The organism is Okeania sp. SIO3B5 (assembly GCF_010692555.1).
Classification (GTDB): Bacteria; Cyanobacteriota; Cyanobacteriia; order Cyanobacteriales; family Microcoleaceae; genus Okeania.
On sequence record NZ_JAAHHG010000335.1, the window covers coordinates 1 to 10,985 of the forward strand.

The 10,985-nt window shown below is 37.5% G+C and carries 17 protein-coding genes, 2 tRNA genes and 1 pseudogene; 16 read left to right on the top strand and 4 right to left on the bottom strand.

From position 1 onward, the window contains the following. From F6K54_RS30750 to F6K54_RS30810, 13 genes and pseudogenes are all read left to right on the top strand, one after another. A pseudogene (locus tag F6K54_RS30750) lies at nucleotides 1–203 on the top strand (hypothetical protein); the annotation flags it as partial. A 209-nt stretch (nucleotides 204–412) separates the two neighbouring features. After that, nucleotides 413–931 carry a hypothetical protein gene (locus F6K54_RS30755; RefSeq protein WP_293086367.1) on the top strand — a complete coding sequence of 173 codons (519 nt, stop codon included), beginning with the start codon at nucleotides 413–415 and terminating at the stop codon, nucleotides 929–931. Between the two features lie 54 nt (nucleotides 932–985). Then, nucleotides 986–1,285: a hypothetical protein gene (locus tag F6K54_RS30760; protein WP_293086369.1), complete on the top strand. Its 300-nt coding sequence runs from the start codon at nucleotides 986–988 to the stop codon at nucleotides 1,283–1,285. A 42-nt stretch (nucleotides 1,286–1,327) separates the two neighbouring features. Beyond that, nucleotides 1,328–1,714, top strand: coding sequence for a hypothetical protein (locus F6K54_RS30765; RefSeq protein ID WP_293086372.1), 387 nt, complete (start codon nucleotides 1,328–1,330; stop codon nucleotides 1,712–1,714). A gap of 29 nt (nucleotides 1,715–1,743) precedes the next feature. Beyond that, nucleotides 1,744–2,172 carry a hypothetical protein gene (locus F6K54_RS30770; protein WP_293086375.1) on the top strand — a complete coding sequence of 143 codons (429 nt, stop codon included), beginning with the start codon at nucleotides 1,744–1,746 and terminating at the stop codon, nucleotides 2,170–2,172. Further along, nucleotides 2,172–2,717, top strand: coding sequence for a hypothetical protein (locus F6K54_RS30775; protein ID WP_293086378.1), 546 nt, complete (start codon nucleotides 2,172–2,174; stop codon nucleotides 2,715–2,717). The genes F6K54_RS30770 and F6K54_RS30775 overlap by 1 nt, the downstream gene beginning before the upstream one ends. Next, nucleotides 2,695–3,207: a hypothetical protein gene (locus F6K54_RS30780; protein WP_293086380.1), complete on the top strand. Its 513-nt coding sequence runs from the start codon at nucleotides 2,695–2,697 to the stop codon at nucleotides 3,205–3,207. Before F6K54_RS30775 ends, F6K54_RS30780 begins: the two co-directional genes overlap by 23 nt. A 2-nt stretch (nucleotides 3,208–3,209) precedes the next feature. After that, nucleotides 3,210–3,650, top strand: coding sequence for a hypothetical protein (locus F6K54_RS30785; protein WP_293086383.1), 441 nt, complete (start codon nucleotides 3,210–3,212; stop codon nucleotides 3,648–3,650). Between the two features lie 16 nt (nucleotides 3,651–3,666). After that, complete coding sequence (locus F6K54_RS30790) at nucleotides 3,667–3,990, top strand: hypothetical protein (RefSeq protein WP_293086385.1); 324 nt, start codon at nucleotides 3,667–3,669, stop codon at nucleotides 3,988–3,990. Nucleotides 3,991–4,160: 170 nt separating this feature from the next. Next, the gene (locus tag F6K54_RS30795; protein ID WP_293086388.1) at nucleotides 4,161–4,283 is read left to right on the top strand and encodes a hypothetical protein; all 123 of its coding nucleotides are present in this window, start codon (nucleotides 4,161–4,163) and stop codon (nucleotides 4,281–4,283) included. Further along, on the top strand, nucleotides 4,280–4,675 hold the full coding sequence (locus tag F6K54_RS30800; RefSeq protein WP_293086391.1) for a hypothetical protein: 396 nt from the start codon (nucleotides 4,280–4,282) through the stop codon (nucleotides 4,673–4,675). The genes F6K54_RS30795 and F6K54_RS30800 overlap by 4 nt, the downstream gene beginning before the upstream one ends. Nucleotides 4,676–4,752: 77 nt before the next feature. Then, the gene (locus F6K54_RS30805) at nucleotides 4,753–6,087 is read left to right on the top strand and encodes a hypothetical protein (protein ID WP_293086394.1); all 1,335 of its coding nucleotides are present in this window, start codon (nucleotides 4,753–4,755) and stop codon (nucleotides 6,085–6,087) included. A 115-nt stretch (nucleotides 6,088–6,202) separates the two neighbouring features. Then, nucleotides 6,203–6,793: a recombinase family protein gene (locus F6K54_RS30810; protein ID WP_293086396.1), complete on the top strand. Its 591-nt coding sequence runs from the start codon at nucleotides 6,203–6,205 to the stop codon at nucleotides 6,791–6,793. A gap of 5 nt (nucleotides 6,794–6,798) precedes the next feature. On the opposite strand, the gene F6K54_RS30815 is transcribed toward F6K54_RS30810, so the two are convergent. Then, nucleotides 6,799–6,871, bottom strand: a tRNA-Met gene (locus F6K54_RS30815). Between the two features lie 83 nt (nucleotides 6,872–6,954). Here F6K54_RS30815 and F6K54_RS30820 point away from each other — a divergent pair. From F6K54_RS30820 to F6K54_RS30830, 3 genes are all read left to right on the top strand, one after another. Next, complete coding sequence (locus F6K54_RS30820; RefSeq protein ID WP_293086399.1) at nucleotides 6,955–7,524, top strand: hypothetical protein; 570 nt, start codon at nucleotides 6,955–6,957, stop codon at nucleotides 7,522–7,524. Nucleotides 7,525–7,601: 77 nt separating this feature from the next. Continuing rightward, nucleotides 7,602–8,660 (top strand): AAA family ATPase, encoded by a 1,059-nt coding sequence (locus tag F6K54_RS30825; protein ID WP_293086401.1) that lies wholly within the window; start codon nucleotides 7,602–7,604, stop codon nucleotides 8,658–8,660. Nucleotides 8,661–8,689: 29 nt separating this feature from the next. Next, a tRNA-Glu gene (locus F6K54_RS30830) sits at nucleotides 8,690–8,763 on the top strand. A gap of 179 nt (nucleotides 8,764–8,942) precedes the next feature. Here F6K54_RS30830 and F6K54_RS30835 read toward each other — a convergent pair. From F6K54_RS30835 to F6K54_RS30845, 3 genes are all read right to left on the bottom strand, one after another. Continuing rightward, a complete protein-coding gene (locus F6K54_RS30835; protein ID WP_293086404.1) occupies nucleotides 8,943–9,170 on the bottom strand; it encodes a hypothetical protein in 228 nt (75 codons plus the stop codon). Between the two features lie 360 nt (nucleotides 9,171–9,530). After that, nucleotides 9,531–10,280 carry a BRO family protein gene (locus F6K54_RS30840; protein WP_293086407.1) on the bottom strand — a complete coding sequence of 250 codons (750 nt, stop codon included), beginning with the start codon at nucleotides 10,278–10,280 and terminating at the stop codon, nucleotides 9,531–9,533. A gap of 310 nt (nucleotides 10,281–10,590) precedes the next feature. Further along, nucleotides 10,591–10,833 carry a hypothetical protein gene (locus F6K54_RS30845; RefSeq protein WP_293086410.1) on the bottom strand — a complete coding sequence of 81 codons (243 nt, stop codon included), beginning with the start codon at nucleotides 10,831–10,833 and terminating at the stop codon, nucleotides 10,591–10,593. Nucleotides 10,834–10,985: the final 152 nt, after the last annotated feature.

Consider the following 10,985-nt stretch of genomic DNA (forward strand, 5'->3'; position numbering starts at 1 on the left):
TCGGAGTAGGAGTCCGTACTAAAAAACTAGCGAGCCAGTTGGAACTGTTGAAAGAAGTTTTTTATGAATACGTAGGGGAGCATCGTGGCCGACTAGAACAAAGATTAGATGAAAATAAACAGTTCACTCAAAAATTTGAAGAAAGACTTGCTGCATTAGAGCAAGAAATATTAGGGTCTCCCCAGCATCAGCATCACGAATAAGCAACTTAAAAACCGACACTCGTTAGGGTGGTCGGTATTTTTATTGGGAAATTCAGCTTAATCAACCAATAGTCAATCATCTTGAAATTTAGGTATGCCATGCTTTCGGTTAATTACCTCCTAACTTTTTTTTCTGTGTATGATTGATATAGTAACTCAATGCAAATATGATGTCAAGATAGTAACTCAATAAATAAGTGGACAGGCAGATGGATGGTGTTACAATGACTGTCAAAACCAGTAATAAAGATGAAGACAGCACATCACGAATACGGAGAGCCCAAGGTGAAAACTGGGGTATCTCTAACGAGGACCGTAATGAATTATGTGGACCAAGTAAGGAAGAGGGGAAATCTCAGTCGCTCCGAATACTTGGAACAAATGGTGAGGCAAGAGATGAACTTGCCAGCCAATCTTCAACAGGAGGAAGTATTGTCCCAGCAGCAATGCTTGGAGATATTAAAAAACTAGCAAGCCGTCTTGAACTAAACGAAAAAAGATTAGCTTCCTTAGAGGAAGCATACAAAGAATACACAATCGCACAAAGAGAGGGGCTACAGCAACGGCTAGTTGACAACGAACAGTTCGCCCGTGACATTGAACAGCAGCGTCTACTTTTAACCGAGAGTCAATCAGAGTTGAGAGAAGATTTGAATAGAATCATACGGGTTCTAAGTGCATCTGTATCTGAAGCATCTGAAACATCCGCAATGGAGGAAAGTAAATAATTAAAAACCGACACTCGTTAGGGTGGTCGGTATTTTTATTGGAGAAATTTAGTTATGAAATCAGAAATTCAACACATAGGAACAACAAAAGTTGGAAAGGAAACATTTATTTATTTTTTCTCTCCCGGCCGTGTTTTTTCTCTACCTGTCACAAGGATTAAGAGAGTAGATTATACCAGGATCGAGCCTAAAAATATTTACATAAAATTCAGCGACGAAGATTTTCTAAACACTATGGATCTATATACTGATCTGCCCTTAGAAAAAGACCCGACTGACCCTGGGAGTAATCTTTTATGTTTCCCACTAGATTCTGATGTTGGGGAAGCTCTGACAGCAATCTTTTTTCATTAATCTGCCCAGAAAACTTAATCTAATTAACTTAAACCAATACCATTGCCATACACAGGAAATCAGCCCCCAGAAAGTCAAATTAGAAAAAATTTAGTTATGGAAACACTGATGGAACTACAAAGCATATATTTGACAGAAGTTGGTAGAGAAACATTCATTTGTTTCGTACTCGCAGAACGTACCTACTCTATACCCATCAGAGAGATTAAAGAAGTAGAGAAAAGCGATAGCTATATCTACATAAGGTTCAGCAAATATGGCTTAGATACTACGGGATTATATGCTGGGTTGAGCTACCTAAAAGAAAACTTCAATTCATCAAACAACCTTCTATGCCTTTCATTAGGCGCTCCTGCTGGGCAGAGACTGAAGCAGCTCTTTTTCCCTAGCGACAGCGCACAAGAAAATCACAGACACATCTGTCAGTAGTTACTTAGGAAGGAGTTCAACTTAAACCAATGCCATACATAGTAAATCAAAAACCCCCAAAAAAAAAATCAAACCCTCAATTCAACCTGCATATTTCAACAGAAGTCAAAGACTCAAGAGACGCTGATTTTGTTGCCCAAATAACACTATTGAAAAATGTTTGGGAGTATCAAACAGAACGAGGTGGCATTGAAAACAAACATGGCAACCTTGACTTTGGCTTTGACTTTTCCAGTAAAGACTATATTACTGCTGTTGAAATGGTCATGAACATTATTGAAACATTAGATTATTCAGGAGTTGAATTTGACAAGCGTTGCGGACAGCTTGACAGAGAGTTAGTCGCAGATAGATTGCAAGAATTAGCCTCAAGAGTAATGACAATAGATTATATGGATGAAGAAGAGATGGAAGAGAATAGTATTCATTCAATTTCTTATTCTGGGGGAGAAAAATAATGGACATAATCAAAACAATTAAAACCCTAGATTGGCATAACCAAGTTTCTATAGAATCTAAATTCTATGGAAAAATCCCCCCTTCTTACCTGGAAAATATCAACAATCCTGAATGGATGAAAAATCAGTTCAAAGTTGTAGTGGAAAAAGCTGTCTTTACGCAAGTAGCAGAAATTCAACTCAGAGGAAAAGTATTTGGGGATGCTATTTGTGCTGCTAGATTGTTGGGACCTCTTGAAGAAGGAAAATTAGACTTTGTTGCTATTTTTGCTCCCACAATAAGTTTAGATGTAGCTGAATCGTTTCGACGGCTTCACAAAATTTCTTATCGTACATTAGTCGATCATATATTTGAAAAAGCTAAGAGATTGACATCTAAAAATTATCGTTCAGTAAGCGAAGAAATCTCAAGCCTGAAACAAGGTTTGCTAAACGATTTATCCGACCAAGCTAAATACACCCTTCATCAAATGTGGAGCTTGAAGACAAAAGAAGAATCACTATATAGAAAGGAGCTGGTAGATGAATTTAATCGAAACAATTAAAAGCTTTAATTGGCAAAGAAAAGTATCAGTAAGACATAGTTTTTGCGGAGAAATTCCCGATTCCCTTTTTGAGTCAATTAAAGATGAAAAATGGTTGGTTGCAACTCTCCCAGAAATACAAGAAAACTCTGTGTTTATGGGGATGACAAAAATTGAGCTAAAGGAAAGCTTTGAGAGAAAGAGATTAGGAGATATCATTTACTCTTTTAAATTAGCAGACCCTATTGATGGAGGGATGGATTATGTTGCAGCACCTCTACCATCAATAGATAGAACTATTGGAAATTGTTTTTGTGTTGAACATAATATTTCTGTTGAAGAGTTTCTAGAATTTGTGTTCAAGAAAACCGAGAAAATCGCAAGCCACAATTGCGACAAAATAGTTAAAGAGATTGAAAATTACAACAGGGTTTTCAATTCCCTCAAGTTATCTTCGGCGGCTAAACACGCAACAAATAGAATGAGACAATTACAAGTGATAGGAGAATAACAATGCCACTAAAACAAGTACCAGTCACCCTTACAAACTTAGGAGATTTAATCTTCTGGCATGAAGAAATATTGGATTTCATCAGGCTTGAAAGTTCTCCAGGTACGATACCTACAACCAATAGAGATTTTTATGACTTAATAGGATTCAAGCCTACCTTCTATAGTATCCATACAGCAAAAATACATGAAGAAGAAATAAGAATTATAGCCTTCACGAGAATAAAGAGGAACTACTATCCTGAGACAAAAATAATGGTATTGAGAGAGTCTGGTATTCCTGTGAATGAAAAGTACAAGTTCACGTTGAATACGATGGTCACTTCTTATATGAACAATGCCATAGATTCAGGAGTTTCGGAGAAATTATTTGACCAAAATTATATTGCCATGAAATTATATCTCGGTCGAGAAATGATGCAAGAAAAAATACTTAGAGAGTAGGGAGAGGAGGTAAATTATGTCCGGCGGAAAAATACTGAAAGCTAGAGAGTTACAAAGGACAGAAGGCTGCGCTCTTCCTGATGAAGAATGGATGAAATTCACGAGGAGTGAGTACAAACAAAGAGTAATAGAAGCTCGGCATTCCCTCCTAACAAATCCGGCAAGCTTTGGGTTAGTAGACAGCCTTGATTCGCTCTCTACTGCATGGAGAAAAGCTTTACTTTTTAAAGATATAGCAGATACACTTCTTTGGCAGTATTTTTATAACAATTGTAGCGATGGAGAAGTGGATATCATAGCCTTGCCAAGCTCTAATTATATCCTTATTAAGAAGGCGTAGACATTGGAGACTCAAGCCTTTTAAGACCTCATCAAATAAGATGTTATTTACAGGAAAAGAACTGGATTCTCCAGGGGAAATATAAAATACCTTCAAAAGGAGTTGATAGGCAAAGAAAAATTGGATATATTTTCTCTTATTTCGATGCAGTAGAAAGACATTTATGTTTTTTGCCTACCGAAGATTTGTATGAGTATGAAAATGCAATACAAATATTGCTGCGACTTTTATCAAAAGTAGAAAAACGCTCTGCTTTAGAAATCTTTAATGACATAAACCAGGCAGAAAAATGAACAGAGTATTAGAGAAAATCAGCCAAGTCAGCGATCGCCTCTCTGTCTCTCAGATAGATGAAGCGATCGCGATTCTCAGAAGCAAGAAAAATAATGAATCGGAATATTTGCCAACTTCAAAAGTATTAGAGAAAGTTAGCCAAATCAGCGATCGCCTCTCTGTCTCTCAGATAGATGAAGTGATTGACATCTTAAAGGCCAAAAAAAATTATAAACCTAGTTCTTTACCAGAAAATCTATCAGAGACAGAGAAATCTACTGCCTGGTGGTACGACTATAAAATGATAAATGGTCATAAGTACAAATATAAAAGATGGCGAGAAAAAATTTTTATCGTCAAGCTTGGGGAATTTAGAGTTGTTACTCGCAGTAAGTATGCAGGAAAAGCTTAGACATCTAAGAAGATAGCCTGCCCAAAGATTAGCCTCCACTCCCCCTACTCCCCTACTCCCCTACTCCCCTACTCCCTATGAATATCCAAGCTAAAAACTTTTTAAAAAAATTAGGATATACGGAAAGCGATCGCCTTTATTTCAGAGGCATCAAGAATCGTCGCGCCTATAAGGCAGATTATATGCTGGGGGAAGAGTGGGGGGAGTTAATTGAATGGGAAAAAAATCAACGCAATGTCTATGTAGTTGTTAATGGAGGAGGGTACGAGGACAAAGAAGTTGCCCAAGGCAGGGCTATATTCTACGAACACGATAATATTTCCAAGGATGAACAGCTCGACCTTTGGAAAAAATTGTGTCTGCCCCAGCCAACTATACAAGTAGATACTGGTGGAAAATCAATTCATAATTACTGGGTTTTCTCTCAGCCAATTGAGATTGAGCAATGGAAAGAATTACAGGCGCATCTACTAGAATTCAGTCAAGCAGATCGTAAAAACAAAAATCCCGCTCGGTTGATGAGGTTGCCAGGTTTTGCCCATCCAGAATCTGATGCCAAAGCCACCATAATTAGTCAGTCGGAAAAAGTTTATAGCTACGAGGAACTGAGGCAAATTGTTCCAGTTCCAACACTTAAAAATAAAGTTCCAGCACTTGGGAATCAGAATCACCATTACAAACCCGAAGGAATATTATTTCCATCGCGACTATTCCAGCACTATAAAAATCCTCTTGCCCTCTGGTTGTACGCCAGGCATCTAGACAAAGAGGGAAGTGGGCAAGCAATATTTAGTTTGCAGTCTGCTGCTAAATCGCTCAATTTTTCAGTCCAGACTTTAAAAGGTTGGCTCTGCCAGGGGAAAAAGTCTGGATTGTGGAGATATTACGATACAAGTCAGATATTAGGGTCAGGAACCTGGGTCAAGTTATTTTACACCAGTAGCCATAGACTAGCTGCTGACGCTGGCCTAACAGACTTCGGACCTGTAGCAGAAATTAGTCTAGATGATTTCTGCAACCACCGACTGACAATACTCGCTACAGAAATAGAATTACAGGAATTACAGAAACAATCAAAATTTGCAGCTCACTGCGAAGCGATCGCTGCTATCCAAGAAAAATTACTTATCAAAAAAGTATCAAAAGCTAAAAAGTTAGCTCCGAAACCCTTACTGCCAGAAGAAATCATCCCTGCGACAAAAATGGCGCGGGTACTTTGGCGCTCTGGTTGTAAGCTAGGAGTCTCAGAAGGATTCCTGAGTTACGGAGCTTCTCAGCAAGGTGTAGCAGACCGTCGTGGTGTTTGTACCAAGACGGTCCAACGCCACCTTTCTAATTATTACAGATGTACTGGAAGCCCGATTAGGGATTTCAGAAAATGTTCCTCAGTGAATTATATTGCATTGAGGTAGGCCAAACTCTTTCACCGTATAGCTCAAACTTGCTCAAATTAGAACACTCAAGATTGAATTTTGGCTGGAGAAAAACCAAACATAACGGAAACCTCATTCTTCCTCCCGTATTAACATGACCCGCCGAATTGGATACGCAAGAGTTAGCTCTGAATCTCAAAATTTAGATTTGCAGATTGAAGCCCTACAGGATTGTGAAAAAATTTTCACAGACAAACAATCTGGAAAAAATAATCAAAGGCCACAACTTCAAGAGTGCTTAAAGTTTTTAAAAACTGGAGATACTTTAGAAATATGGAAACTTAGCCGACTAGGAAGATCTGCCTCCGGGCTACTGGAACTTCTTCAAGACTTCCGAGATAGAGGGATTAAACTAAAATCTCATACTGAAGGAATCGACACAGATTCAGCAATGGGAAGATTGATATATGGGATTTTGGGAAGTATTGCTGAATTTGAGAGAGAGATCATCAGGGAAAATCAAGCTGCTGGAATAGCAGCAGCCCGTGCTTCTGGAAAGAAATGGGGAGGCAAGAAGCCAATTGCTGATGATAAATTATTAGCTGTAGCTCATTTTATTCAAGACGGGAAATCCACAAAAGAATCTTGCAAAATCATGGACATAAGCGTATCAAGCTGGTACAGGCACAAGAAGAGGATTGAGAAGTTGATGCCAGGCCCTGTCTTGGAGAAAACACCAGCTTAAAGAAATACGCCCTGCCGGAATCGAACCGACCTAAAAACAAATTATGAGTTTGTTGCCTAACCAATCGGCCAAGGACGCTAATTTACTAGACAGTGCCTAGTAGTTACTAGATATATTACTAGACACAGGTGCGCGTCGCAACTTTATCTCTTACCAGTATAATGCTTAAATCCTATACTCATCCTTTAATCAAACCTGAAAGAATACTTAAATCCTATACTCATTCTTTAATCAAACCTGAAAAAAAGCAATTTGGGAAAAGTCTTTCTAATGGCACTATTGTTAGACTCGCTAACTACCCTGGAGGCATTCATGGAACTATCAAACAAACCAATAAAAATACTTGGGTTGTTTTTGATTTACCTCTTCCTGACGGCCGTAAAAAAGTTTTGTTTGAAAGTATGGTATTTGCTAGCGATAATTTTAGGGAGCAAATAAGAATTTATAGACTAAAGCAGGAGAAAATATCTAAATTAAAACTTTCCAGGCTCAGCTATCTTTGCAAAAATCGTCTCAAAGAGTATATTCAGATTAATGAGTCTTTAATCCATTCTTTAACTAGGCATGATATAGTCATTTTGACTTATGGTTTTTATCAAGACGTAAGATATAAAACAGATACTTTAAAGCGCTGGTTCATTAATGACATCTACAAAAAAATACAGTTAGCTTTTCAAGACAATAATCCTAGCTGCCTCGAAGAATATTTATATTTCCTTATCCTAGCTTAACATCAAAGACTTGTGTTACTATTGAAAGGTACAATAAATTTTATTTTTTTATTGGCTATTTAATCCCCCCTAAAACAATGCTAAAAAAAATCTTTATTGATAATTATAAATGCTTAAATCAATTCTCAATTGATTTTTCACGAACAAGCTTACTGACAGGTAAAAATGGCACAGGAAAATCAACTGTATTTGAAGTCATCCAAAAGCTTCAAAAGTTTATATTGGGGAGTAGGGTGAATGGAGATGAGAAAAGGATATATCAAATTAGAGAATTATTTGATTGGGGCACAAGAAGCAAGCTGTCAAATGCAGAAGAGCAAAGGTTTTATCTGACTTTAGAATGTTCCGGGGAAACTTATACATACGCTTTGATTATAAATATTGCCCTTCAATTACAAACCGAACGACTGTTTATAGATAAGAGTATTTTAATCGACAATAAAAACAAAGGAGTAGTCTCTACATTTAGTTTGAATTATTACGAAAAAGGCTGCTATGAAGATTTATTTTTAGAATTAATTTCTAATATATTCCTCCCTCAGAATACAATTCCAGCTTCAACAATTACTGACCACTATGTCCGCAATGGCATAGACGGCAAAGATACTTATGAAGACTTTGCCAACTGGTACTATTACTTGATATATGAACATGAAAACTGGAATTATGCTAGCCATTATAAAAATAACATACCAAGGCTAGAAGAAGAATTAAAACAGGTGATAAACAATTTTGAATGCGTAAGCTTTCACGGAACTCTTGATAAAGACTTTTTATCGGCAAGAATCTTAAATCAACATTATCCTCTTGAGTCATTATCCAAGGGTCAACAAGCCTTATTAATCCTGTATACATTAATATTTTGCACCCCGGAAGAAAGTATATTATGTATTAATAAGCCAGAATTATTTTTGGAATCATCAGAAATAATTCCTTGGCTATCTTTGGCAATTGATTGCTTAGAGAATAGGCAACTATTATTAATTTCTCATCACCCATATATTATTGATTATTTAAGTGCCGAGCATGGCTATCATTTTGAAAAAACAGACAATGGTTCACGGGTAAAAAGAACCAATGGAGAAGAAAAAGATGGCAAAAACTTGTCGATTGAAGGATTAGTAGAATTAGGTTGAGTATAATATTGGCAAATTCACAAAAGAATGGTGCTGTAGGCAAATTGGTAAAGCCACCTGCCTTTCACGCAGGAGATTGCGAGTTCAATCCTCGTCAGCACTTTGATTAAATTTGAATTAGAGCAAGTATAATATTGATAAATTCACAATAATCAAGTAGATGGCACAGTTAACGTTAAATCTTAGTCAAAAAAGTCTAGAAACTATAACTTCAGTGAAACAGAAAGAAGGGATTAGTCGTGATGAAGTAGTTGATAGGTTGATTGAAACAGGAATTAAACATTATTCAATAACTCCTAAAAAATCAAATCCATCAGTTTCAACAACTCCATCAGCCACTGACTCACCTGCCGTCCCAGCTACTCCCAAGGCTTCATCCTCGCCTACAGTTCCACCTGCCCCAGTTCTAGCAACCTCATCAACCACTGATTCACCTGCTGTCCCAACTACTCCCAAGGCTTCATCCTCGCCTACAGTTCCACCTGCCCCAGTTCCAGCCCCAGGACTCAAGCAAAGCAAATTGTAGATTTTTAATAAAAAAATTAGGGAGCAATGCTCCCTAATTTTGCTTAGTAGGCGATCGCTAATTAGACGAGTTAGTTGAATTTATAAAATTCACAACACCGACAATAATTTGTCCTAGCCATAAAGTCGTCACCATAAAAGATATCCAGCCAGCACTGCGAGATATATTATGAACGCGCCTTTTTATATCCTTGAGATAAATTTCTATATTATCTGTCTCGTCTTCAGGATTGGTCTTTTTCATGTTACCCTTTTTCTAGAAGTTGGAAAAACAAAAAAATTAGGGAGATTTGCTCCCTAATTTTTACCTGATCAGCGATTGGCGCTCAAAGTTAATTTCTACTTCTAGATAATCTCGGCCAAGATATGTTCTGGATAAGTGTTGATTGCCCCAAACCGAGGGTCGTTAATCTTCTCCGGTGCAATGCCCATTTGTTTACAAAGAGCAGCAGCTTTTCGTCCTAATGCTGCTGCTTGTTTGGTTGAGCAAGAACCCAAGCCATGTTTTTCCATATAGCCGACAATTGAGTACCAGTAGCCATGCCCGTTTTTAAACCGCTGCAATTCATTGGCATTGGCTTCAGCTAACATTACTGTACTCTCAAGAGTCTCTCGCTGCTCCGCTAGTTGTTGCTTTATCACAACGCTATCTTCTTCAACAGCTAACAAACGTTGTTCATGATGCTGATAAGCCGTCACCATTGTTTGTAAAATTTCTCCTATTGTCGGAACTTTCTGCGAGACTTCTGGTTGCTCAACATAATATCGCCCAGTTTTACGGATTGTCGGCAAGACCTCCTCTTCTACCCACTCTTGAAATTCTTCTGCTTTTTTCTTGCGAGACTTGAGGACTAATCGGTACATCCCGCCTTCTGAAACTATTGCTGTTGTGGGGTTTCCTTCAGTTCCATCATTTAAAATGATAGAACTCTTTTGCTTATCTCTTAGTTTACTTAAAGTTTGAGACACATTAGTAAGCCCTAAAGTGTTACACAAGTCCTTGGCGACGAACCAAGGTTCTCCATTAATAGAAACAATACGAACCTTTGAGTCCTGAAAGTCAAAAATTGAAAGCTGAGAACTGACTTTTTTCATGCTATAATCCTAATAGTTAGCCAACACTACTAAACTTTGGCGAGTGCTGTAGTGTTGGCTGTTTTTGTAGCTAGAGAAACCTAATCCCTCTAGCTATTTTAGTATAACATATTTTAACTGCAATCACTAAATAATTGCAAAAAAATATGTTATACGCGAAAATAATGTGCTAGGTTAAATTTTGAAGTAATATCAAAACTTCAAAAGTTTAGCGAATAAAGCCAAGATTGATTTAAAAAACTTCTAGTTTCAGGGAGCGTTGCTCCCTAAATTTGCTTAGTGGGCGATCACTACTAAAAACAAACTCTTCTCAATCAAGTTCCTTCAACTCTTCTAAAGCCTGAGAAAACTGTTGCGCGAGGTACATAGAGAACTTTATTTTGTTCTTTATCTCAACCTCAAACTCTTTTGTTGCCTTTTCTCCATGTTCTTTTGTGTTTATAGAGTTTAGTAATCTGAGGTTTTCGTATTTACTCCACAGCTCAGGTGCCAAAGTTTTCAACACCTCGAATGCTCTTTCTTCTTCTTTTTTGCTTAAGCTGTTATTTTTCATCACTAATCTCCTTTAAAAAAAATATTTACCGAAAAATTGGGTTTAAAGCCTCCCCCTTTTAGGGGGACTTTGTGTTATTATGGAAACAGCGGGAAGGTATTCAACCGCTCTAAAAACCTATAGCTACTTAACTGTAGCGTTTGCACCTTGAA

What these genes read in the sequence shown, in the direction of transcription:
- F6K54_RS30755 (WP_293086367.1), top strand. Translation starts at nt 413, where the DNA reads ATGGATGGTGTTACAATGACTGTCAAAACCAGTAATAAAGATGAAGAC.
- F6K54_RS30780 (WP_293086380.1), top strand. Translation starts at nt 2,695, where the DNA reads ATGAATTTAATCGAAACAATTAAAAGCTTTAATTGGCAAAGAAAAGTA.
- F6K54_RS30790 (WP_293086385.1), top strand. Translation starts at nt 3,667, where the DNA reads ATGTCCGGCGGAAAAATACTGAAAGCTAGAGAGTTACAAAGGACAGAA.
- F6K54_RS30810 (WP_293086396.1), top strand. Translation starts at nt 6,203, where the DNA reads ATGACCCGCCGAATTGGATACGCAAGAGTTAGCTCTGAATCTCAAAAT.
- F6K54_RS30845 (WP_293086410.1), bottom strand. Translation starts at nt 10,833, where the DNA reads ATGAAAAATAACAGCTTAAGCAAAAAAGAAGAAGAAAGAGCATTCGAG.
- F6K54_RS30825 (WP_293086401.1), top strand. Translation starts at nt 7,602, where the DNA reads ATGCTAAAAAAAATCTTTATTGATAATTATAAATGCTTAAATCAATTC.
- F6K54_RS30785 (WP_293086383.1), top strand. Translation starts at nt 3,210, where the DNA reads ATGCCACTAAAACAAGTACCAGTCACCCTTACAAACTTAGGAGATTTA.
- F6K54_RS30820 (WP_293086399.1), top strand. Translation starts at nt 6,955, where the DNA reads ATGCTTAAATCCTATACTCATCCTTTAATCAAACCTGAAAGAATACTT.
- F6K54_RS30760 (WP_293086369.1), top strand. Translation starts at nt 986, where the DNA reads ATGAAATCAGAAATTCAACACATAGGAACAACAAAAGTTGGAAAGGAA.
- F6K54_RS30800 (WP_293086391.1), top strand. Translation starts at nt 4,280, where the DNA reads ATGAACAGAGTATTAGAGAAAATCAGCCAAGTCAGCGATCGCCTCTCT.
- F6K54_RS30770 (WP_293086375.1), top strand. Translation starts at nt 1,744, where the DNA reads ATGCCATACATAGTAAATCAAAAACCCCCAAAAAAAAAATCAAACCCT.
- F6K54_RS30805 (WP_293086394.1), top strand. Translation starts at nt 4,753, where the DNA reads ATGAATATCCAAGCTAAAAACTTTTTAAAAAAATTAGGATATACGGAA.
- F6K54_RS30840 (WP_293086407.1), bottom strand. Translation starts at nt 10,280, where the DNA reads ATGAAAAAAGTCAGTTCTCAGCTTTCAATTTTTGACTTTCAGGACTCA.
- F6K54_RS30775 (WP_293086378.1), top strand. Translation starts at nt 2,172, where the DNA reads ATGGACATAATCAAAACAATTAAAACCCTAGATTGGCATAACCAAGTT.